General features: G+C 72.6%; 18 protein-coding genes. 11 read left to right on the forward strand and 7 right to left on the reverse strand.

The features are described 5' to 3' along the window. The first annotated feature begins 171 nt into the window (after nucleotides 1-171). A complete protein-coding gene (locus tag ABT154_RS09440) occupies nucleotides 172-1053 on the forward strand; it encodes an alpha/beta hydrolase family protein (RefSeq protein WP_351854962.1) in 882 nt (293 codons plus the stop codon). A 129-nt stretch (nucleotides 1054-1182) separates the two neighbouring features. Here the strand turns inward: ABT154_RS09440 and ABT154_RS09445 are convergent, their stop codons facing one another. After that, complete coding sequence (locus ABT154_RS09445) at nucleotides 1183-1743, reverse strand: HAAS signaling domain-containing protein (protein WP_351854965.1); 561 nt, start codon at nucleotides 1741-1743, stop codon at nucleotides 1183-1185. Continuing rightward, nucleotides 1740-2111: a PadR family transcriptional regulator gene (locus tag ABT154_RS09450; RefSeq protein ID WP_351854968.1), complete on the reverse strand. Its 372-nt coding sequence runs from the start codon at nucleotides 2109-2111 to the stop codon at nucleotides 1740-1742. The genes ABT154_RS09445 and ABT154_RS09450 overlap by 4 nt, the downstream gene beginning before the upstream one ends. Nucleotides 2112-2288: 177 nt before the next feature. Between ABT154_RS09450 and ABT154_RS09455 the strand changes: the two genes are divergently transcribed. Continuing rightward, on the forward strand, nucleotides 2289-2858 hold the full coding sequence (locus ABT154_RS09455) for a DinB family protein (protein ID WP_351854971.1): 570 nt from the start codon (nucleotides 2289-2291) through the stop codon (nucleotides 2856-2858). A gap of 8 nt (nucleotides 2859-2866) precedes the next feature. On the opposite strand, the gene ABT154_RS09460 is transcribed toward ABT154_RS09455, so the two are convergent. The 5 genes from ABT154_RS09460 to ABT154_RS09480 form a co-directional block, all read right to left on the reverse strand. Continuing rightward, the gene (locus tag ABT154_RS09460) at nucleotides 2867-4300 is read right to left on the reverse strand and encodes a hypothetical protein (RefSeq protein WP_351854974.1); all 1434 of its coding nucleotides are present in this window, start codon (nucleotides 4298-4300) and stop codon (nucleotides 2867-2869) included. Nucleotides 4301-4488: 188 nt separating this feature from the next. Beyond that, nucleotides 4489-7542: a hypothetical protein gene (locus tag ABT154_RS09465; protein ID WP_351854977.1), complete on the reverse strand. Its 3054-nt coding sequence runs from the start codon at nucleotides 7540-7542 to the stop codon at nucleotides 4489-4491. Further along, nucleotides 7543-9405: an HSP90 family protein gene (locus ABT154_RS09470; protein ID WP_351854980.1), complete on the reverse strand. Its 1863-nt coding sequence runs from the start codon at nucleotides 9403-9405 to the stop codon at nucleotides 7543-7545. It lies immediately after the preceding gene. 142 nt (nucleotides 9406-9547) lie between these two features. Continuing rightward, nucleotides 9548-10525 carry a hypothetical protein gene (locus tag ABT154_RS09475; protein WP_351854983.1) on the reverse strand — a complete coding sequence of 326 codons (978 nt, stop codon included), beginning with the start codon at nucleotides 10523-10525 and terminating at the stop codon, nucleotides 9548-9550. A 322-nt stretch (nucleotides 10526-10847) separates the two neighbouring features. Continuing rightward, nucleotides 10848-11612, reverse strand: coding sequence for a TetR/AcrR family transcriptional regulator (locus ABT154_RS09480; RefSeq protein ID WP_351854985.1), 765 nt, complete (start codon nucleotides 11610-11612; stop codon nucleotides 10848-10850). 315 nt (nucleotides 11613-11927) lie between these two features. Between ABT154_RS09480 and ABT154_RS09485 the strand changes: the two genes are divergently transcribed. The 9 genes from ABT154_RS09485 (at nucleotide 11928) to ABT154_RS09525 (ending at nucleotide 21929) form a co-directional block, all read left to right on the forward strand. After that, complete coding sequence (locus tag ABT154_RS09485; protein ID WP_351854987.1) at nucleotides 11928-13448, forward strand: flavin-containing monooxygenase; 1521 nt, start codon at nucleotides 11928-11930, stop codon at nucleotides 13446-13448. Nucleotides 13449-13468: 20 nt separating this feature from the next. Continuing rightward, nucleotides 13469-14431, forward strand: coding sequence for an AurF N-oxygenase family protein (locus tag ABT154_RS09490; RefSeq protein ID WP_351854989.1), 963 nt, complete (start codon nucleotides 13469-13471; stop codon nucleotides 14429-14431). A gap of 136 nt (nucleotides 14432-14567) precedes the next feature. Then, complete coding sequence (locus ABT154_RS09495; protein WP_351854991.1) at nucleotides 14568-16178, forward strand: FAD-dependent oxidoreductase; 1611 nt, start codon at nucleotides 14568-14570, stop codon at nucleotides 16176-16178. 158 nt (nucleotides 16179-16336) lie between these two features. Further along, nucleotides 16337-16630: a hypothetical protein gene (locus ABT154_RS09500; RefSeq protein ID WP_502969472.1), complete on the forward strand. Its 294-nt coding sequence runs from the start codon at nucleotides 16337-16339 to the stop codon at nucleotides 16628-16630. A 142-nt stretch (nucleotides 16631-16772) separates the two neighbouring features. Continuing rightward, nucleotides 16773-17375, forward strand: a complete 603-nt coding sequence (locus ABT154_RS09505; RefSeq protein WP_351854996.1) for a TIGR03086 family metal-binding protein — start codon at nucleotides 16773-16775, stop codon at nucleotides 17373-17375. Between the two features lie 135 nt (nucleotides 17376-17510). Next, a complete protein-coding gene (locus ABT154_RS09510) occupies nucleotides 17511-18734 on the forward strand; it encodes an aminotransferase class V-fold PLP-dependent enzyme (protein WP_351854998.1) in 1224 nt (407 codons plus the stop codon). Next, nucleotides 18719-20053, forward strand: a complete 1335-nt coding sequence (locus ABT154_RS09515; RefSeq protein ID WP_351855000.1) for an extracellular solute-binding protein — start codon at nucleotides 18719-18721, stop codon at nucleotides 20051-20053. Before ABT154_RS09510 ends, ABT154_RS09515 begins: the two co-directional genes overlap by 16 nt. Before the next feature lie 2 nt (nucleotides 20054-20055). Further along, entirely contained in the window at nucleotides 20056-21117 is a 1062-nt protein-coding gene (locus tag ABT154_RS09520) for a carbohydrate ABC transporter permease (RefSeq protein ID WP_351855003.1), read from the forward strand. Further along, nucleotides 21114-21929: a carbohydrate ABC transporter permease gene (locus ABT154_RS09525; protein ID WP_351855005.1), complete on the forward strand. Its 816-nt coding sequence runs from the start codon at nucleotides 21114-21116 to the stop codon at nucleotides 21927-21929. Before ABT154_RS09520 ends, ABT154_RS09525 begins: the two co-directional genes overlap by 4 nt.

Here is a 21929-nt window from a genome sequence, read left to right on the forward strand (position 1 = left end):
CCTTGGATTCGGCGGGGGCCGCGGGCGTTCGCGCACGCGATGGGCAACTGCACAAGCCGGCCGCGCGAGGTCTGGGCTCCTGCGGACAGACACCCGCCCCGGCGCGCTCGATCATGGCTCTGGTCACGCTTGCGAGGACGCGCAACGTGCCGGACCCGTGAAGGAGTTCGTATGCCAGGGAGAACGAGCCGCCTGCTCGGCGGTCTGCTGCTCGCCGCCGTGCTGGCGGTGTGCACCACGCCGGGAAGCGCGGGCGCGGCCGTGGACGACGCGGTGGCGACGGCGGGGGTCATCCCCTCCGTCGGCACCGACTGGGGCCGGCCGGGCCCGTACGAGGTGAGCGTCGACATCGAGGCGGTGCACACCTTCTACCGCCCCACCGGCATGGGCCGCTCGGGCGAGCGGCACCCGGTGATCATCTGGGGCAACGGCACGGGCGCGGTGCCCGGCTTCTACAGCTCGCTGCTGCGGCACTGGGCGAGCCACGGCTTCATCGTCGCCGCCGCCAACACGCCGACGTCGAACTTCGCGATCAGCATGCGCGCGGGGATCGACGTCCTGGAGCAACGCAACGCGGACAGTTCCAGCAGGTACTACGGCAAGGTGGACCTGGAGCACATCGCCTCGGCCGGTCACTCGCAGGGCGGCGCTGCCGCGATCAACGCCGCCGTCGACCCCCGGGTCGACACGGCCCTGCCCATCCAGCCGGGGCCGCTGACGGACCCCGACCTGATCGACGAACCCGTCTTCTATCTGGCGGGCCAGCGCGACCTGACGGTGTGGCCCGCGCTGGTGAAGGCGATGTACCGGGACTCGGACCATGTCCCGGCCGTGTACGGGGAGGTCCGCGGCGCGGGCCACCTCGGCTCCATCGGCGACGGCGGGGACTTCCGCGCGCCGACCACCGCGTGGCTGCGCTACCGGCTGCTCGGTGACGAGAACGCCCGGGGGATGTTCTTCGGCCCGGGATGCGGCTACTGCGTCGACAGCGACCTCTGGTCCGGCTGGGAACGCAACGCCAAGGCCCTCCAGATACCGGGTCCCACGGGCTGACGGCCCCCGTCCGGATGGCGGCGATCGGCTCCGGGGGGCCCCTGACGAAGGGGCTCCCTCCGGAGCCGATCGTGTTGCCGGAGACGTCGATGTTGCTCTTGTTCCCGGTGCTCCGCTTGCTCTCCGCGCTCAGCGGCGCGCCGCGCGGACGAGCATGGTGGCGCCGGCCACCGGGAGGCCGAACGAGAACACGGCGACCAGCAGGAGTTCCGTCGGGCCGATCCGGCCTGCGGCCCCGAGCAGGGCGCCCAGGAAGACCAGGACCGGCACGGCCACGCAGGCGCCGGTGGCGATGGCCTTCTCGCGCTTGTCCCACTGGGGTGAGGTCCACAGCAGCACCATGGCCGCGATCAGCGCGACCGTCCCCAGGAGTGAGCCGACCAGGATCAGCAGCCCGGAGACCGAGAGCAGGACCGCGGTCAGCCGGGTGCGACCGCGGGAGCCGGAAGCCGGGGAGGCCGTACCCGCCGCCGGAGCCTCCTCGGCCAGGGCCGACGCGGCCACGGTACGGGGATCGCCGAGTCCGGCGAGGACCGCGCGGACCTGGTCGTCGTCCCGGGCCTCGTTGGCCTCGATGTGCTCGCGGAGGTCCGCGAGGAGTTCGGCCCGGCGCTCGGCGGGCAGCAGGGCGGTCTCGCGCGCGACGGCGTCGAGGTACGCGGCGACGAGCGGGTGGTCGATGGCGTTCATGCGGAGTCCCCCTGTGGGTCGGTGAGGAAGTGGTCGACGGCGTCCCTGAACAGCGGCCATGCCTGGGCGAATCCGGTGAGGGAGGCCCGGCCGACACCGGTGAGCGTGTAGTAGCGGCGCGGCGGCCCGCTGGGCGAGTCGCGCAGCTCGGTGTCGACGAGTCCCTCGCGCCGGAGCCTCGACAGCAAGGGGTAGATCGTGCCCTGGCTGGTGGTCATGACGCTCACGGCGGAGAGCTCGGCGACGAGCTCGACACCGTACTTCGGCTCGTCCCTGAGCAGCGCGAGGACGCAGTACTCCAGCACTCCCTTGCGGAGCTGGCTGGGGACCCTGCCGCCCGTCTCGTTCATTGCGTTACCAGGAACCATGCAATGCAAGATACTCGGAGGGGGGGTCCCCGACAAGCTGCCGGCCCTCCCAGTCGTCGGTGAAGGAGATCGTCCACAGCTCGCACGCCTCGCCGTTCGCGCCGCCGTCCGCCCTGCGGAGTCCGGAGACCGCCCCTGCCGAAATTCGGTGGCGGTCCGGGGGCCTGATGGATCAGCATGCGCCGCATGAGCGATCAACCTGAGCGATGGACCCGGGCCACCGTCTACGCCGACATGTGGGTCGACCCGGACGACGACCCCCGCGAGCAGGAGGGGCCCCCTCCCGAGGGTGAGATCGCCACGCTCCTCGACTTCCTGACGGGCTATCGGTTCACCTTGCGAATGAAGTGCGAGGGCCTGGACGCGGAGCAGCTGGCCCGTCGCTCCGTCCCGCCGTCCACGATGTCGCTGCTCGGTCTGGTCCGGCATCTCGCCGAGGCCGAACGGGACTGGTTCAACTGGATCACCGACGGCGAACCGCTTCCGAAGATCTACGGCCCGAAGGACGCGGACTTCCACGGAGCCCTCGCCGAAGAGTCCCTGGTCGACGAGGCGTTCGCCGACCTGGAGCGCGAACAGGCCCTGGTGGACACCACGCTGGCCGAGCACCCGGATCTGGGCGCGCGCCTGGGGAGGGAGCGGATCGCGGTGCGCGAGCTGATGGTGCACCGGATCGAGGAGTACGCCCGTCACTGCGGGCATGCCGACCTGCTGCGGGAGTGCGTGGACGGACGGGTCGGCCAGTAGCGGCCCCGCTACGGGAGCCGCGCCGCGTCCACGTCCGCTCCCGTGGCCCGTACGATCTCCATCACATCGTCCGCCACCCCGCGCATCCGGGGCCGACGCAGGTCCAGGACGGCGCCCGGGACCGAGACGGCCCGGCCGGCGAGAAGGTTCATCAGCGGCCAGAGGGCCTCCGAGCGGACGGGAAGCGTGAGCTCCCGGCCGTCGGGGGTGACGACCTTCGCCGGGGTGACACCGGCGAGCAGGTTGGTACGGGGCCAGTCGACGTCGTACGAGCGGCCGTTCGGACTCACCCGGAGGACCACGTCCCGGGTGTGGTGGAGCAGCGCCAGGTAGTTCATCGGCACCGTGACCCGCCGCTCCGCGTCGAACTCGGGAACACCGTCCGCCGGACCGACCCGGATCAGGGTGTCCAGGCGCGGACCGTGCGCCTGGAAGGTCGTCGTGCCGCACATCCTCAGGAACCGGGCCCGCACCAGCCGGCCGCCCCGCCGGGACCACCGCCGGCCGACGGAGCCGAACGCGCCCCCGGGACCGGGCAGGAACTCCACGAGCCGACGGGCCTCCTCGCCCGGCGCGGTCACCGGCGCCCGTTCCTCGCCGGGACCGTGCGCCAGGGCCGCGTAACGGGCCGCCGTGTCCGGGTCCAGCCGTCGGAGGTCGATCACGTCGCCGTCCATGACGACACCGCCGACCGACCACGAGACGCGCATCTGCTCCAGCTGCCGCCGGGACCGCCGGGTCACGTCGGTCAGCTCCCCGTCCAGGCCGATCACCCGGCAGGTCCGCGTCCCCGCGAGCAGCAGACTGCGCGGCCACAGGACGCTGATCTGCGGCACGGGCCTCCGGCCGGGTGGATCGGTGGCGGCGAGGGGTGCGTCCGCGACGAGCACGGCCAGCCGGCCCGCGGTGACCGCCGACAGGCACAGGGGCGGCACGCGCACCTCCTCGGTGATCTCGAAGACCCCGAACTCCGCCCCTTCGCGCCCCCCGTTGTCGTGCACCCGGAGCCGCAGCCCGATCGTCGGCTTGACCTCCGAGGGGTCGTTGTCGCCGACGTACGTGGTGTACGTGGCCTCCGTGTCCGGGTCGTACCGTACGAACGACGCCTCCAGGACATCCGCCCGTACCAGCCGCGCGTCCAGCGGACCCGGCCCGGAGCGCGGGGCCCACACCACGAAGCTGTCCGGCCCGTACGCCTCGCCCCGCTCGCTCGCGCGGTCCCCGGAGGTGATCCTCGGGAACCGCTTGCGCGCCGCCTTCACGGCCGAGACGGGGATCATGGCCGTACCCACGAGGCCCACGGCGGCAGCGGCCACCACCCAGACCGGGTCGGCGCCCTCCGCCCAGGCGATGTACGCCACGAGGAGGAAGGCCGGACCGGTCAGCCCGCTGACCAGCGCGAGCAACAGACTGCCGACGAGCACGCCGCCGTAGCCGCGCAATTGGACCCTCCTTCGGTCGGGCACTCCCCGGATCATGCTTCTTGGTGGACCCGCGCCTGAGAAGGGGTTCCTGCGAACTTTCCCGAGACGGTGACGACCGGGGGCCGTCTCCGGGACCCACGAGGTCCCGGAGACGGCTGACGGGCCGGCTGCCCGGAGCCGGGCCCCGCTTCGGCCCCCGCTCGCCCCTAATGGCGCGACGACAGATCCCGGCGCAGCGAGTCGAGAATCCCGGCGGCCTCCATGAGGTCCGCCTTCCGGCAGCGTTCCGCCGCCGTCGTGAGCCTGGCGACGGCCCCCTGGAACCGCCCCAGGCCGTTCCCCTCGACGAGCGCCGCGAACCGGACCGCCTCGGCGCGCGGAAGCTCACCGCGCGGCCCGCCGCGCTCGTGGTCGGCGACAGCGGCCTCCGCCTCGGCCAGGGCCTCCTCGAAACGGTCCGCCTCCGCCAGGACCCGGGACCGGCGGTAGTGCACCTCGCCGCTCTCGTACCAGGACGCGAACTCCTCCGTGCCCTCCCCGCCCTCCGGCACGGCTGCGAGGACGGCGTCGGCCTCATCCAGGTACCGCAGCGCCGCGTCCACGCCCTCCGCCTCCCTCGCCATCACGGTGAGACGGGCGAACTCGCGCATCATGTGGATGATCAGGGAGGGGTTCGGCGCCTCGGCGTGCGACGCGACGGCGCGCGCGTACGCCAGTTCGGCCGCCTCCCAACGGCCGCCCATCGCCAGGGCCGTCGCCGCGTCGGCGGCGACCAGCGTGTGGATCGAGCGATCGCCCTCCCACGTGGCCACGGTGTCCGCGAGCCGCAGGAACTCCTCGGCGGCCGGCAGGAACTCCTCCAGCTCCCGCAGTCCCCGGGCCAGGTTCAGCCGGGCCTGGGCCAGCATGCGCTCGTCGAGCGAAGGGGCGGCCTCGTCGGAGAGCACGGACTCCAGCACGGCGACCGCGTCCGCCTGCTGCCCCCCGCGCGCGAGCACGTCGGCGAGCTGGAGCCGTACGTCGGTCGCCGCCTCGCGCTCCCCGTCCTGGTCGAACCGCGCGGCGGCCTCGGACAGATGGCGGACCGCGCCGGCGGAGTCCCCGAGGTGCGAGGCGGCGTGGCCGAGCAGCGAGTACGTCGGCGCGAGCGGGAACTCCACGTCGTCGTAGCGGACCGCGTCCGCGATCGACCGGTGCAGCAGCTCCGAGGCCTCCGCCGCCCCGTCCTGGGTGAGCAGGACCTGCGCGAGCAGCGCGCGCGGGCGGGAACCGCGCCAGGGCCGCCCGGAGTCCTCGATGTGCTGGAGTGCCGCACGCAGTTCGGACTCGGCCAGGACCGTGTCCCCGCGCCGCAGCGCCAGGTCCGCGACGAACTCGCGTGCCCGGGCCGTGTGATGGGGCAGGGAGAGACGCTCCGACTCCGTACGCAGCGTACGGGCAGCCTCCTCGAACCGCTCCCACGTGGCCTCGGAGGCGTCGGGCAGCTGCCGGTGCACCTCGTGGTAGGCGGCGAAGGCCGCGGCGTACAGCACGACGAGGTAGGCCAGTACGCGTTCCTGCGCCAGATCGGCCCCGGACGACGCCTCCGCCTCGCCGAGCGGGTCACCCGTGAACGGCACCTCGGCCTTCAGCTGTTCGGCCTCGCCCAGAGCCGCGTCGAGGGCGGCCCTGAGCGCCTCCGCGTCCTTCCGCGGGGTGCCGTCGGCGGGCACGGTGTCCGCGCCGTCCGCCGCCGCACGGTCCTCGGCGTCGTCGGACGCGGACGCCCACGCCAGCGCGCGCGTCCGCGTGGACAGCGCGTGCCACGGCATCGAGAGCCGCTCGAACAGCTCGGTGGCACGGTCGAGTTCGGCGATGCTCTCCGCCTCGCGCTTCTCCCCGGAGAGCTGGTACGCGCGCTGCTCGGCGAGCGTCGCACGCAGCCGGTCCTCGGGGCCGAGCCGGTCGTCGTAGGTGGTCCCGCCGTCGGCGAAACGCTCCGCGACGTGCTTCCAGAGCCGGGTGGACCCGGGATGCCCCAGCAGCGACAGCCGACGCGCCTCCGTCACCAGCTCGAAGAAGTCCTCGGGAACGTTCGTCCCGGCCGGCGCCACCACCTCGGCCACCTCGGCCGCGGACCTCACCGAGGCCGCAGGAGCCGCCGAACCCGGCGAGGCGGCCGTACGCAGTCCCAGCGGCAGCGGCTCGTCGAGCAGGGGCCGCCGGGCGAGACGCGCCCGGCGCCGATCGCCCACGGCCGGCGTCCCGTTGCGCGCGTCGAAGGCGGCGGCGAGCCGGTCGCCCTCGGCCCGGACGTGCGCGGTGAGCGTCCCCGCGGTCCAGTTCCGCCCGGGCGGGCCGGCCACCGGCGTGTCCGTGTGCCCGTCCTCGACGAGCCGGACGGCGAGCACCTCGACTCCGGTGAGGAACTCCAGGTGCGCCAGCGGGGCGCCGGTCGCCTCGAACAGCGGACGGTTCTCCGCGAGGATCTCCAGGCCCCGGCCCTCGTTCCGCGAGAGCGCGCAGAACTCCAGGTGCAGGCCGACCTCCTCCTGCGTGCCGGTGTTGCCCCGGACCCGCCGGTATCCGGTGAGATGGTGCGAGCGGGCCTCGTCCAGCCGGCCGAGGCGCAACAGCGGAAGCAGGGCGTACGCCTGGCTCACCTGCGGTTCCTCGGTGCAGCTCTGGGCCCCGCCGAGGACCGGCCGCCAGATGTCGAGCGCCCCGGCGTCGTCGCCCGACGCCGTCCGGTACCGGGCGAGGTGCCGGGTCTCGCAGGCCTCGCAGTCGCTGAGATGCGTACGTGGCCGGGTCACCCACAGGTCGTACGCGTCGGCGACGTCCGTGCCCGTGTGGGACGCGAGGTGGTAGCCCATCGCGGCGACGGGCTGCATGCCGTGCCCGGCCGCCGCGTACCGCTCGCGCATCTGCCCGACCCAGCCGCGCACGGCGGTCAGCGGCAGCTCGGGGACCTGGAGCAGCGAGGTCGTCACCCACTTGAAGCGCCAGAAGATCTGGTGCGTCTCCCAGTCGCTGAACGCCTCGGGGGCCGTGTCCCACAGCTTCAGCAGCCGGGCGAAGACCACGGGCGACTTGCGGTGCTCACCGGTGAACTCGTACGCCGCCATCAGTTCCAGCAGGGCCGTGACCAGGACATCGGGCTTCTCGAAGACCTCGGCGGCCTCGACCAGCTCCTCGGCGGTCACGGTGCGCGGCAGACCGTGGGGGCGCTCGTCGTTCTCGCGCAGCGCCTCGACGACGGCCTCGGGGGTGTCCAGCATCTACAGTTCCTTCCGGGGCTCGGAGCCGGGCGCCGCCGTGTCGGGGTCGTGCATGGCGTGGGTGAGCAGGCCGATGAAGGCCCGGTTGAGCAGGGCGCTCTCGCTCGCCCGGAGCGGGCGGCGGCTGAGCAGCAGGGCCTGGCCGTACAGGGCCTCGGCGGTGGTGACGGCGAGCCCGCGCTCGGAGATCGTGATCGCCTGCCGGACCAGCGGGTTGAGATGGTTCAGGACCAGCTGGGCCCGGGGGGTCTCGTGGCGCAGGGAGCCGAGGATGTCGGCCCAGAGGCCGTCGCTGTCGGCGGCCATGCTCGACCTGGTCCGCTCGTGCCGCGCCTCCCGGTTGTCGAGGAGCAGCGCGGGCGCGGTCACCGGCTGGAAGTCCCGCAGGACGACATCGCAGTCGTGGACGGCGATCGTCTCCCTGGCCAGGGAGAGGAACGCGGCGGCCCGCAGCTCGGCGGCCGGGTCCACGGCGTCGAGATGGGCGGTGAGGGTCGCCGGATCGAGGTCCGTGACGGCCGTGCCGGGGCGGATCTCGGGAAGCCGCAGCACCAGGTCGCGGTCGTAGGTGTACCCGCCGTTGACGACGCCCAGGCCGGCCGCCGCCGCGATCGGCGCGACCTGGCGGAACTCCTCCACGCTGCGGGTGACCAGCAGCGTCGGGTGCGTCCGGGCGAACTCCTCCAGCGTGACGTTGCCGTCGGTCGTCTCGAACGGCAGCCACGGCAGCACGATGCGCAACAGCTCGTCGTCGTGCCGGGCGAGCGCCTTGACCGCGAGGTGGTGGGTGTCGATGAAGCGGTGCAGCAGCGACGGATCGCTGGCGGCGAGCCCGGTGAGCCAGTCACGGATCCGCTCGCCCAGGGCGTCCCGTACGGCCGACAGGGTGCCGTCCTCGTACAGCGCCTCCCGCGACGCGGTCGGCCGCAGGCTCGTGGTGTCGACCACGCAGCGTACGAAGAAGGCCCACTCCGGCAGCAGTTCGTGCGCCTGGTCGGTGAGCAGCATGCCCTTGAGGTGGACGCGGTGCCCCCTGCGCTGTGCCGGGCTCACGGCCGTGGGGAGGACGTAGGCGACGCCGCGCAGTCCGGCCGCCGGCAGGTCCAGCTCGATCGCGTCGAGCGGCGTGAAGTCGAAGAGCTCGCGGCAGTACGCGGTCATCGCCTCGCGCCGGGCGAGCGGGGAGCGGTGGGTGCGGTCCCACGGCGGCGCCTCGTTGACGCGGTGTCCGGTGCCGCGCTGGTCGACGACGGTGACCTCGTGCCGCAGGAGGCCGCCGTAGTGCCGGGCCAGGGACACGACCCGGTCCGGGTGCGTCCACTCGGCGTTGTCGGCGCGCGGGGTGAGCCGGACGGTGGTGCCCGGCTCGGGCACGGCGGAGGCGGGCAGGGCCCGGATCGTGTAGCGGCCGTCGGAGTGGCCGCGCCACTCCACGGCGGGGGCCGACGGGTCCTTCGCGGACCGGCTGAGCACCGTGATCTCGTCGGCCACGACGAAGCAGGCGAGCAGCCCGATGCCGAACTGGCCGATGAAGTCGCCCCGGGCGGCGTCGAGCCCGGGGCCGTCGAGCACGCCGTCGGGGGTGCGCTTCGAACTGCGTCCGATGGTGGCGAGGAAGCGGTGGACATCGGCCTCGGTCAGACCGACGCCGCTGTCCGTGACGGTCAGGGTGTCACCGGTGCGCACGGTGATGGTGCCGGGCGCGGAGGGGTCGAGGGCCTGCCGTGCGGTGATGGCGTCCACGGCGTTCTGGAGCAGCTCGCGCAGATAGACGCGAGGGCTGGAGTAGAGGTGGTGGGAGAGCAGGTCGACCAGACCGCGCAGGTCGACCTGGAAGGTGTGAGCGGATTCGGAGTGGGGCACCTGGCGGAGTCTTTCGGTGGTCGCGCCGGCGCGTTGAGGGCGCCGGCGACGGGACGGACGGGAGTGGTCGGGCGTGGTGCGCGGGAGCGCGCCGACGACGGGGGCCGGGCGGGAGGCGCGTGTGCCCGGCCCCGTGGGCGTCTCAGCGCCCGGCCGCGGACCGGAGCTTTCGGTAGGCGGCGGCGGGTTCGGACCCGTCCAGGTAGTACCAGGGGAACTCGGTGACACGGCCCTCGGTGGCCCGGAAGCACTCGCGGGCGGCGGAGGGCTCGCCCGCGAGGGAGAAGGCCATGGCGAAGGTGTTGAGGACCTGGGTCCAGCCGCCGCTGCGGACGAAGTCGGGATGCCGGTAGGAGTGCTCGGCGGCCCGGTGCAGGGAGGCCTTCACATCGTCGCGACGGATGTACGCGGCGTCCGGCCCCGAGTCGAGCGAGAGCCACTCCTCGATGTGGGCGACGGCGACGAGCTGGCCGAGCAGCGTGCCGCCGGGGGCGCCGAAGGCGGCGTCGCGGGCGAAGGCGTGCATCTCCTCGTGCGAACCGCCCCACTTGTCGCAGACCTGCTGCAACTGCTGCTGGTGCGCCTGCAGATGCTGGGGGTCGCGCCGCACGGTCGCCTCGAAACGGCGCCGTGCCATGACCTGGCCCACTTCGAGGCCGCGTCCGGTCACCTGGAGGGCGTACCAGGGGGAGACCCACCCGGGCTCGCGCTCGGCGACCTCGTACAGCCATTCCTCCGCGGTGCGCAGACGGGAATGGAACACCTCGAACTGCTCGCGCGAGACCTGCGAGGCGCGGGCCGAGGTACGTGCTTCCCAGCCCCAGTTGATCTGACGGATTCCGGCCACGAGTCGAGGGAGCGGCGCTTCCGGTTCCGCTTCGACGGCGCGCGAGAGCCAGCGCTCCGCCCCGGCGGTCTCGCCGACGGCCCACAGCAGGCTCACGCGGCCCTCGCTCTCGGGACGCTCTTCCAGCACCTCCCGCACCGTCGCCCAGTCCGCCGCCTCGGCGGCCTCCCGCACCTGTCGTACGGTGGGATCGCCGGAGTCCTTCTCCACGCGCGCGGGGGGCCGTCCAGCCCATTTCCCCAGCGTGACCCCCCAGTCACCCAGCAACGCCATGTCCCCACCCCTTGCAGTGTCCGAGCGGGGAGGCCAGTGATCACCCTCCCCGTGGAGGTAGTGACTATCACGCGCGACCGGCAATCGCACACCTGTTTACTCGTCGCTCCCGTCGGCGCGGATTCACTCGGTGCGCCGGGCGAACAGGACCTTCGCCAACAGGTCGCGAGTGAGGGCGAGGTGGGACTCCTCGGAGTGGGTGGTCGGCCGGATCCTGATCCGGGCCTCGTCGAGGGCCTCGATCGCCCCGGCCGCCCCCGATTCCGCGCCGCCCCGCCCTGACCGGCCCCCATCCCGGCCGCCGTGGCCCCGATCGGCCCGGTCAGCGCCGCCCCGCTCCGCCCGCCCGGCTCTCCGACAGCGGGGGAGTGCCGGGCGGCACCTCCGGATTCGGCCCGATCGGCTGGTCCGGGTCGAGCCGCAGCCCCAGCCGTGGCGTGGCCGCCGAGAGGATGCCCCACAGCGCGTCGCTCAGAAAGTGCGTCAGGTCGTCGAGGGAGCTTCGCGTCCCGGGATGGGCGGCCCAGTGGTTGACGACCCCGTCCACCAGCCCGACCATGCCGAACGCCAGGTTGAGGCTGAAACCCGCCGGCGCCCGCCCCCCGTCGAGCAACTGGACGGCGTACGAGTCCAGGAGCCGCGCCAGGTCGCGCGCGACGGCGGTGCGCGTACCCGTCACGGCGGGGGAGCCGGTGACGGGAAGCCCCTGCGGGCCCGTGCCGAGGAACTGATGGAGCCGAGGGTGCTCCGCCACCCAGCCCACGTATGTGCTCGCCGCGAGCTCGATCGCCCCCCGGATGGTGCCCTTCGGGTCGAGCGCGGGGGACAGCGCGGCCATCAGGTCGTCGAGGATGCGGGCCCGGATCCGCTCGTCCAGATCCTCGCGGCCGGGGAAGATCCGGTAGACGACGGAGCGGGGCATCCCGGCCTCGGCGCCGATCGCCGCGACGCTGACCGACGTGCCCTCGCGGGAGATGACGGTGAGTGCGGCCGTGAGGATCCGCTCGCGCCGCTCGGCGCGGTGGCCGGTCCAGCGGGTGTCCCGGCCGTCCGGCCTGCCGTCGTTGCGCATGTGTCTCTCCGCCACGGCGTGGATCGTACCCGGCGGGCCCGGCGCGACCCTGGGCTCCCCGTTCCGCAAGGGGGTGGCGCAGATCACGTTACCGTCGGTACCCTGGACGCGGTGACACAGGTAAATTCCCGTTACCGGCCCGGGAGTTCCCACCGGCCCGGGAGTTCCCACCGGCCCGGGAGTTCCCACCGGCCTGGGAGTTCCCACCGACCCAGGGCCGGCCGCTCCACCTCCGTACCGTAGGAACGCACCCGGAGGCCGCGGCGCCGGTCCCGCGCCGCACCGCCCGCCACGAGACACGTGCCGGTCGGCGACAGAGGGGGGATGGACATGGAGTACGAACACGTCGACGTGCTGATCATCGGCGCGGGCCTCTCCGGCGTCAGCGCCGCCTGCCACCTGGAGACCGGCAACCCCGGCACCACCTACGCCGTCCTCGAACGGCGCGCCGCGATCGGCGGCACCTGGGACCTGTTCCGCTACCCGGGCATCCGCTCCGACTCGGACATGTACACCTTCGGCTACGGCTTCCGTGCCTGGCACGGCACCAAGGTGCTCGCCGACGGCTCGGACATCCGCCGCTACGTCCGGGCGACGGCCGAGGAACACGGTGTCGGCGACCGCATCCTCTTCGGCCGCAGGGCCGTCCGGGCGGACTGGTCGAGCGACGAGGGGCGCTGGACCGTCGAGACCGTGGACGAGACCACCGGGGCGACCGAGGTCCGCACCGCCCGCTTCCTCGTCGGCGCCACCGGCTACTACGACTACGACGCGGGCCACCGACCGGAGTTCCCCGGCGAAGAACGCTTCGGCGGCACGTTCCTGCACCCCCAGCACTGGCCCGAGGACCTCGACCACACCGGCAAGCGCGTGGTCGTCATCGGCAGCGGCGCCACCGCCATCACCCTCGTACCCGCGATGGCCGGCGCCGCCGCCCACGTCACCATGCTCCAGCGCTCACCCACGTACATCATGGCGCTGCCCGCCGACGACCCGGTCTCGGTCGTCCTGCGCCGGCTGCGCGTCCCCGCGCGGCTCGTCCACCGGATCGGGCGCGCCCGCAACATCGCGCTCCAGCGCGGCCTGTACGCGCTCTCCCGCAAGGCGCCCCGGACCATGCGCCGGATCCTCCTCGCCGGGGTGCGCGCACGTCTCGGCAAGAGCGTCGACATGCGCCACTTCACCCCCGCGTACAAGCCCTGGGACCAGCGGCTCTGCGTCGTGCCGGGCGGCGACCTCTTCACGACGCTCAGGAGCGGCAGGGCGTCCGTCGTCACCGACCACATCGAGACGTTCACGGAGACCGGCGTCAAAGTCGGGTCCGGCGAGGAGATCCCCGCCGACATCGTCGTCACGGCCACCGGCCTGCGGATGCAGCTCGCCGGAGGCATGCAGATGGCGGTCGACGGGAAGCCCGTCGTCACCCGCGACCACCTCCTCTACAAGGGGGTGATGCTCGACGGCGTGCCCAACCTGGCGATGATCATCGGCTACACCAACGCCTCCTGGACCCTCAAGGCCGACCTCGCCAGCGGCTACGTCAGCAGGCTGCTCGCGCACATGGACCGGCACGGACACACCAGCGTCACCCCCGTCGCCGCCGAGGCCGACCGCTCCACGGTGTCCGTCATGGGGGAGTCGCTGGCCTCCGGATACATCGCGCGCGGCGACACGATCATGCCCCGCCAGGGCACCCGTGACCCGTGGCGGATCCGGAACGACTACTACCGCGACCGCCGCGCCCTGAGCCGCTCCCCGATCGAGGACCGGGCGCTCCGCTTCGACCGTACGACCCCGGAAACAGCACAGGCACAGTCGCAGGCACAGGGACGATCACCGGCACGAGGGTGACGAGGGTGAGGACAAGGACGATGACGACCGGCCGAGAGACCTACCACGAGAGGCTTCAGACCCTGTCCGAAGCCTCGGTGCACATCCACTTCGACGCGTTCACCGACATCGACTGGGACAACCCCGACCACGCCATCGACCCGACGGACCCCCGCTGGGTCCTCCCGGCCGCCGACCCCCTCGGCGGACACCCGTGGTACCGGGAACAGCCCCTGGAGGTCCGGGCGAGGATCGGCCTCTGGCGGTACGCCAACATCGTCAAGGTGGGCATGCAGTTCGAGAACGTCCTGATCCGCGGGGTGATGGACTACCTCTTCGCGCTACGGAACCAGAACCCGGAGTTCCGCTACCTCACCCACGAGGTCACCGAGGAGTGCCACCACACCCAGATGTTCCAGGAGTTCGTGAACCGCTCGGGCGCCGACGTGCCCGGCGGCCGGCGTTCCTTCCGCGTGATGAGCCGCTTCCTGCCGCTCGCCGGCTCCCTCGTCCCCGAGTCGTTCTTCACCGGCGTCCTCGCCGGCGAGGAGCCCATCGACCACCTCCAGAAGGCGATCCTGCGCAGCGGCGAGGACATGCACCCGCTCATGCGACGCCTCATGCAGATCCACGTGGCCGAGGAGGCCCGTCACATCTCCTTCGCCCACGAGTTCCTGCGCGCGAAGGTCCCCGGCTTCGGCAGGGCGCGCAAGGGTGCCCTGTCGATCGCCTTCCCGTTGATCATGCGCGTCCTGGGGGACGTCATCGTGGTCCCCGACCGGAAGACCGCCGAGGCGATCGGCGTGCCCCACTGGGTGATCAAGGACATCTTCTGGAAGTCGCCCGAGGGCGAGAAGCTGCTGCGCGACCTCTTCGCCGACGTCCGCACGCTCGCCGAGGACATCGGCCTGATGAACAAGGCGTCGCGCCCGGTCTGGAAGGCGCTCCGCATCGACGGCCGCCCGTCCCGCTACCGGGGCGAACCCTCCCGGCTGACCGTCTAGGGCCTGTCCGGCGGATCATGCAGGGCTCGTGGGCCCTGATCCGGCCCGATCGACAAGACACCCCTGGGCAGTGCCCGGAAAGTCCCGCCCGACGCGCCGACGACACCGGCCACCCATGAACGGAGAACCACTCCCCATGCCCTACGTCGTCACCCGCTCGTGCTGTGCCGACGCCTCGTGCGTGCTGGCCTGCCCGGTCAACTGCATCCACCCCGCCCCCGGCGAACCCGGTTTCGGACAGACCGAGATGCTGTACGTCGATCCCCGCACCTGCGTCGACTGCGGGGCCTGCACCACGGCCTGCCCGGTGGACGCGCTGAAGCCGCACACCCGGCTCACCGAGGCGGAACTGCCCTTCCTGGAACTGAACCGCGCCTACTACGCCTCCGACCCGCACCCCGACCGCACCCCCATGGCCCTCGTGCCGCCCCAACGCCGGGTGGAGGCGAACGGGTTGAGGGTCGCCGTCGTCGGCGCGGGACCCGCGGGCCTGTTCGCCGCCGACGAGCTGCTGCGGCACCCGGGGGTGAGCGTGACCGTCCACGACCGGCTGCCCACCCCGTACGGGCTCGCCCGAGCCGGGGTGGCACCCGACCACCAGGACACCAAGCGCGTCGCCGGGCTCTTCCGCGCCATCGAGGACCAGCCCGGATTCACCTACCGCCTCGACACGGAGATAGGCCGCGACCTCCACCACGAGGACCTGGTCCGCGACCACCACGCCGTGGTCTACGCCGTGGGCGCGGCCACGGACCGGCGGCTCGGCATCGAAGGCGAGGAACTGCCCGGCAGCGCCTCCGCCACCGACTTCGTCGCCTGGTACAACGGCCACCCCGACCACAGCACCGCCACCTACCCGCTGGACGGCGAACGCGCCGTCGTCGTCGGCAACGGCAACGTGGCCCTGGATGCGGCGCGGGTGCTCACCGCCGATCCCGAGACGCTCGCGCACACCGACATCTCCGACCGCGCCCTCGCCGCGCTGCGCGCGAGCCGCGTGCGGGAGGTCGTGGTACTCGGACGCCGTGGACCGGCGCAGGCCGCGTTCACCCTGCCGGAGCTGCTGGCGGTCGCCGCCCTCGACGGCATCGACGTCGTCGTCGCGGGCTGGCCGGCGGACGTCCCCGCCGACGCCACGCCCAAGACGAAGGTGCTGGCCGAACTCGCGGCCCGCCCCCGTGTGCCGGGACGGCGCCGCATGGTCCTCCGCTTTCTGACCACGCCGACGCGGATCGTCGGCGACGACCGGGTGACCGGTCTGACCGTGGCACGCACCGCACTGAGCACCGAGGACGGAACCGTACGCGCGGTACCCACCCAGGACACCGAGACCCTCGGGGCGTCACTCGTCCTGCGCGCGATCGGCTACCGCGCCGAACCGGTCCCAGGGCTCCCGTTCGACGGGACGACCGGCACGGTGCCCCACGAGCGGGGCCGCGTCGAGCCCGGCGTCTACGTGGCTGGCTGGATCAAACGGGGCCCCACGGGCTTCATCGGAACCAACAAGTCCTGCGCGGAGGAGACGGTCGCCGTGCTCCTCGACGACTGGGAAGCCGGCCGGCTCACCGCCCCGGCGCCGGCCCCCTCGGACCTCGGGGACGCCCTCGGCCTCGACGGCTGGCGGGCGATCGACGAGGCCGAACGCGCGGCGGGCCGCCGCCAGGGACGCCCGCGCGTCAAACTCGTGGACCGGGAAACGCTGCTCGCGGCGGCCCGCACCTCCGCTCCGGGGCGCACGACCGGCTGACCCGGGCCGCCGGGGACGCGCCCCCATGAATCGGCGCGCGGGCCGGTCCGTCGAGTGGTCCGTCCGATGGGGAAGGAGGACGCTGGAAGGGAGCGTCCGGGGCTTGTGGGCGTACCGCACGGAGCGCCTGCCCGGTCGGGAAAGGCCGCATCATGCGCATGCTGCTGAAGGTTGAAATGGACACCAAGGCCTCCAACGAGGCCATCCGGCAGGGGACCCTGCAGAAGGCGATGGAGAGCTCCATGGAGGCGCTCAAGCCCGAGGCCGCGTACTTCACGGTGGAGAACGGCTGTCGGACGGCGTACATCTTCTTCGACCTGGTCGAGCCCTCCCAGCTGCCGAAGGTCTCGGAGCCCTTCTTCCTCGGGCTGGACGCCAAGATCCACTACTCGCCGGTCATGAACCCCGAGGACCTGGCCAAGGGTCTCTCGGCACTGGCGGACGAGGGCTGACGGCAGCAGAGGCCGAGGGGCGCGTCGGAGGGGGCGACCCGGTGTTCCCCGGCCCCGGGGAAGCTCGCGTCCCGCCGACCGATGAGTTCGGGTGCCGTCGCCGGTCCACCCTCCGGAACCGTCACACTCCAAGGAGCGGCAGATGACCGACACGGCGACCTTCGACCTCGGACCGCAGGCCAGGATCGTGGCCCGCCTCGCGGCGGGCGTCACGGACGCTCGGCTCTCCGACCGAACGCCCTGCCCGGACTACGAGGTCGGTGAACTGCTGGGCCATCTGACGGGCCTGGCCGCCGCGTTCCGTGACGCGGCGCGCAAGGAGCTGGGCACGACGACGAACTCGGCCCCCGGCTCCGCCAGGCCGGCGCTGCCCGCCGACTGGCGCGTGGAACTGCCCCGGGTCCTGGACGAACTGGCGGACGCCTGGCGGGACCCGGCCGCCTGGACGGGCATGACCCGTGCGGGCGGCGTGGATCTGCCCGGAGAGATCGCGGGCGTGGTGGCCGTCGACGAACTGGTGGTCCACGGCTGGGACCTGGCCAGGGCCACGGGCCAGGAGTACGCACCCGACCTGACGGCCCTGCGTGCCTCGCACGCGTTCCTGAAGGCGGCGGCGGAGGAAGGGGACCGAGGTGGCGGCATCTTCGGCCCCGTCGTCTTGGTCCCGGCCGCCGCCCCCCTGCTGGACCGCACGGTGGGCCTGAGCGGCCGCAACCCGTCCTGGACACCGCCTTCGGCGCCGTAGGGCGACCGGTACGAGCGCGGCGACGCCGGCGGGGGATTCTGTGCCGTCCGAACCCTTGTCGGCTCGCCGCCTCCGCCCTAATGTGAACCTTCAAATCCGGAGACAGCTGCTGGAAACCTTCTGTTAAGGCAAATTTTGAACGATCAAATTCATGCTCTCCAGGCTCCTCAGGGACCCGCGGAGGGCTACCTCGACCATGCGCGCGTCGGCCCGCTGTCGCGGCCGGCCGCCGCCGCGCTGGCCGCCACGACCGCGCTGGCCACCCGCGCGGCCCCCGCTGACCTGGACCGGATGTTCGCGCTGAGCGACGCCGCACGGGACGTCGCGGGCCGCCTGCTCGACGCCCGCCCCCACGAGATCGCCTTCGCGCCGTCGACCAGCAACGGCCTCTTCACCGTCGCAGCCGCACTGCGCGGACCCGGCACCCTCCTGGTGCCCCGCGGCGAGTTCCCCGCCAACCTCTACCCGTGGCTGCGCTTCTCCGGCCGCGGCGGCCCGGACGTCCGCATCATCGGCCCGACCGACCACCTCGGCGCCCCCTCCCGGCCAAGCCCCGCAGGCGCCGCCCCCGACTTCGTACGGCACCGCCACATCACCCCCGACCTCCTGCGCCACCACCTCACCCCCGACGTCACCGCACTCGCCGTCAGCGCCGTCGACTCCCTCACCGGGCACGTCGCCCCGCTCGGCGCCCTCAAAGAGGTCCTCGGGCCCGACCGCCTGCTGATCGTCGACGCCATCCAGGGACTCGGCGCCGTACCGCTCGAAACCGACGCCGCCGACATCCTCGTCAGCGGCGCCCAGAAGTGGCTGCGGGCAGGCTGGGGCGCCGCCCTCCTGATGATCCGAGACCGCTGCGCCGACCATCTGACGCCCGGCCTCGGCGGCTGGGCCGGCGTCACGGACCCCTTCGCCTCGCGGCACCCGGCGCCACCCCTGCCCGGGGCCGCCGCCCACCTCGCCACCAACCCCGACTTCCCGGCTGCCGCGGCCCTCGGCGCGGTCGTCGTCGACCTGTTCGCCCAGGGCGGCCCGCCCGCCGTCGGAGCCCGTATCCGCACCACCCTCGCCGAACTGCTCGACCGCGCCCGGCGGGCCGGCGCCGAGGTCCTCCTCGACGGGCTCGGCCCCGGGGAACGGGCCGGCATCGGGGCGTTCCGCCTCCCGGGCCACGACCCCGCCACCGTCCACCGGTCGCTCGAAGCAGCCGGTGTGATCACCACCCGCCGAGGCGAGTGGATCCGCATGTCCCCCCATGTCACCACCCCCGGCGCCGCGGCCGACCTGCTCGCCTACGCGCTGCGCACCCTCACCCACCGCACGACCCCTCTCCAGGAGCCGACATGTCCCACCACCTGAGCCGCCGCCACCTCCTCCAGCTCGCCACCGCCTCCGCCGCCGGACTCGGCCTCGCCGCCTGCGGCAGCGGAGGATCCGGCGGCGCCGCCTCCGGCGCCGACGGTGACAGCGGGAAGATCACCGTCTGGAGCTGGACCTCAGCGGCGGAGGCCCTGCGCGGCGTCGTGCCCTCCTTCGAGCGGGCCAACCCGGGCATCACGGTGGAGATCCAGGACGTCGGCGAACCGGCCATCTGGGACAAGATCACGGTCGGCCTCGCCTCGGGCGGCAAGGGCCTCGCCGACGTCCTCCACATCGGCGTCGACTACCTGCCCGGCTACCTGGACAAGTTCCCGGAGGGCATCGCCGACCTGTCCCGGTTCGGCGCCGACAGGTACAAGGACGCTTTCGCCGACGGCCTGTGGCCGACCGTCACAGGGAAGGACAGAGCCGTCCACGCCCTGCCGTGGGAGGTCAACCCCCTCGGCCTGTTCTACCGCCACGACTTCTTCGAGAAGGCCGACGTCGACCCCGCCTCCCTCACCAGCTGGGACGACCTGATCGCCGCCGGACCGAAGATCCTGGCCGCCACCGGCGCCCAGCTGATCGGGCTGGACAAGCCGGGCACCACCCAGGACATGGACTTCTTCCAGAACCTGATGCAGCTCCAGGGCGCCTTCTACTTCGACCACGAGGGCAAGGTCACCCTCGCTTCCCCGGAGGCCGTCAAGGCCCTCACCGTCATCAAGCGGCTCAACGACGGCGGCTTGCTCGCCGACACCGCGGGCCAGGGCACCTGGAAGCGGCTGATCAGCCAGGGCAAGCTCGCCACCGCCGCGGAGGCCGCCTGGGCCGTGGGGTACATGGCCGAGAAGTTCCCCGCCCAGAGCGGCAAGTGGCGCGTCATGCAGCCGCCGGCGGCCGTCCCCGGGGGAGGACGCAGCGCCATCGTCAACTCCACCTACCTCACGGTCTCCGCCACCAGCAAGCGCCGCAAGGCCGCCTGGCGCTTCATCGAGCACGCGCTGACCAAGCCGGCCGAGATCAACCGCATGTACACCTCCGGCAGCGTCTTCCCCGCCCTCAAGGCGGCTTACGCGGACCCGATGTTCCAAGCGCCCCACCCCTTCTACGGCGGCCAGCGCGTGCTGAAGTCGCTCGTCGATTCGCTCTCCTCCGGATCCGAGGCGACCAACTTCACCAGCGACTACAGCCGAGCCCTCAAGCTCGCGAGCGACGCCCAGAGCCAGGTGCTCCTCAAGGGCGCCGACCCGGCCGGCGCCCTCAAGGCCGCCGCCGCGCGGCTCGCCCAGCAGACCGGCCGTCAGCAGGCGGCCTGACCATGTCCGTCACCCCCTTCGAACGCGCCCCCGACAACCCCCGGGCCACGGCAGGTACGACGGCCGCCACGACGACGGACACCGGGGCGGCTCGTGTCCACGCCAAGACCGCCAAGACCACGGGGTCCACCGGTTCCACCGGCCAGCCCGGCCACCCCGCCGGATCCCCCCTCGGCCGCCGCCGTCAGCACGGCTCCGGCCGCCGCCGGCTGACCCGCAGCTCCGTGCCGTACCTGCTGATCATGCCCGCGGTCCTCGGGTTCGCCACCTTCAAGGCGTACCCCATCGCGGCCTCCTTCTGGATCAGCCTCACCACCGGCAACGGCAACGACCGCCGATTCTCCGGCCTCGCCAACTACCGCCGTCTCCTGGACGACCCCCTCTTCTGGACCGCGCTCAAGAACACCGCGCTGATCCTCGTCGTCCAGGTGCCGCTGATGCTCGGCCTCGCCCTGCTCGTCGCCCTCGCCCTGAACTCCGCCAAGGTCTGGCTGCGCCCGCTCTGGCGGCTCGGCGTCTTCGTCCCGTCACTGACCGGCCTCGTCGCCGCCGGCGTGATGTTCTCCGTCATCCTCAACCGCGACGCCGGACTGATGAACTGGGCCCTCTCCCTCGTCGGCATCGACCGGGTGAACTGGCTCGGCAGCCCCTTCTGGGCCCGCGTCGGTGTCGTCCTCGTCCTCACCTGGCACTACACCGGCTACAACGCGGTGATGTACCTCGCCGGACTCCAGGGCGTACCCAAGGAACTGTACGAGGCCGCCATGGTCGACGGAGCCGGCCCGATCCGCCGCTTCTTCTCCATCACACTGCCCCAGCTGCGGCCGATCCTCCTGCTCACCGTGGTGCTCTCCACCATCGGCACCCTCCAGCTCTTCGACGAGCCGTACGTCCTCACCGGCGGCGGCCCCGACAACGCCACCCTCACGGTCACCATGTACCTCTACGACAACGGCTTCAAGTACTTCGACTTCGGCTACGCCTCCGCCCTCGCCTACGCCCTCGCGCTGCTCGTCTCCGTGCTCGGCATCGTGCAGGTCCGCCTGATGGGAGAGCGCCGATGAAATCCCGAGGTCCCCTCCTCACCCTGCTGCTCGCGGGCGCCTTCGGGCTCTGCGTCGGCCCGTTCTACTGGCTCGCCATGGCCGCCACCCAGGACGACAAGGACGTCTTCTCATGGCCCCCGAAGCTGCTCCCGGGCGGCCACCTCATGGAGAACCTCCAGGGCCTCCAGGACTCGATCGGACTCGGCCGGGTCCTGCTCAACACCGTGCTCGTGGCGGGTCTCCAGACCCTCGGCGCCGTCACCGTGTCCGTCCTGGCGGGGTACGCCTTCGCCAAGTTCGACTTCCGCGGACGCAACCTGTTCTTCGTCCTCCTCCTCAGCACCCTGGTCATCCCCGACACGGTCATGCTGATCCCGATCTTCCAGATGATGATGGACCTGGGCCTGATCGACTCGTACCAGTCCGTCATCCTGCCCGGACTCGTCACCCCGTTCGGCATCTTCCTGATGCGGCAGGCACTGCGCTCCATGCCCGACGAACTCCTCGACGCGGCCCGCGTCGACGGCGCGGGCGAGCTGCGCGTCCTCTGGCGGATCGTCATCCCCGTCAACCGCCCGATCATCGCCGCGCTCTCGCTGTTCGTCTTCCTCGGCGGCTGGAACCAGTTCGTCTGGCCGCTGATCGCGCTGCGCAGCCCCGAGATGTACACGCTGCCCGTGGCGACGGCCACCCTGCAGGGCCTCTCGACCACCAACTACGCGCAGGTGCTGCTGGCCAGCGCCATCGCGGCCATCCCCGTGATGGCCCTCTTCCTCGTACTGCAACGCCAGTTCATCTCCGGCCTGCTGGCCGGAGCCACCAAGGAGTGA

This window comes from Streptomyces sp. NPDC001728 (assembly GCF_040297565.1).
In the GTDB taxonomy this organism is placed as follows: domain Bacteria; phylum Actinomycetota; class Actinomycetes; order Streptomycetales; family Streptomycetaceae; genus Streptomyces.

Bases quoted from the DNA above. Each gene is read 5' to 3' on its own strand.
- ABT154_RS09490 (WP_351854989.1), top strand. From the start codon at position 13,469: ATGACGACCGGCCGAGAGACCTACCACGAGAGGCTTCAGACCCTGTCC.
- ABT154_RS09495 (WP_351854991.1), top strand. From the start codon at position 14,568: ATGCCCTACGTCGTCACCCGCTCGTGCTGTGCCGACGCCTCGTGCGTG.
- ABT154_RS09445 (WP_351854965.1), bottom strand. From the start codon at position 1,743: ATGAACGCCATCGACCACCCGCTCGTCGCCGCGTACCTCGACGCCGTC.
- ABT154_RS09505 (WP_351854996.1), top strand. From the start codon at position 16,773: ATGACCGACACGGCGACCTTCGACCTCGGACCGCAGGCCAGGATCGTG.
- ABT154_RS09440 (WP_351854962.1), top strand. From the start codon at position 172: ATGCCAGGGAGAACGAGCCGCCTGCTCGGCGGTCTGCTGCTCGCCGCC.
- ABT154_RS09525 (WP_351855005.1), top strand. From the start codon at position 21,114: ATGAAATCCCGAGGTCCCCTCCTCACCCTGCTGCTCGCGGGCGCCTTC.
- ABT154_RS09475 (WP_351854983.1), bottom strand. From the start codon at position 10,525: ATGGCGTTGCTGGGTGACTGGGGGGTCACGCTGGGGAAATGGGCTGGA.
- ABT154_RS09485 (WP_351854987.1), top strand. From the start codon at position 11,928: ATGGAGTACGAACACGTCGACGTGCTGATCATCGGCGCGGGCCTCTCC.
- ABT154_RS09465 (WP_351854977.1), bottom strand. From the start codon at position 7,542: ATGCTGGACACCCCCGAGGCCGTCGTCGAGGCGCTGCGCGAGAACGAC.
- ABT154_RS09500 (WP_502969472.1), top strand. From the start codon at position 16,337: ATGCTGCTGAAGGTTGAAATGGACACCAAGGCCTCCAACGAGGCCATC.
- ABT154_RS09450 (WP_351854968.1), bottom strand. From the start codon at position 2,111: ATGGTTCCTGGTAACGCAATGAACGAGACGGGCGGCAGGGTCCCCAGC.
- ABT154_RS09515 (WP_351855000.1), top strand. From the start codon at position 18,719: ATGTCCCACCACCTGAGCCGCCGCCACCTCCTCCAGCTCGCCACCGCC.
- ABT154_RS09520 (WP_351855003.1), top strand. From the start codon at position 20,056: ATGTCCGTCACCCCCTTCGAACGCGCCCCCGACAACCCCCGGGCCACG.
- ABT154_RS09455 (WP_351854971.1), top strand. From the start codon at position 2,289: ATGCGCCGCATGAGCGATCAACCTGAGCGATGGACCCGGGCCACCGTC.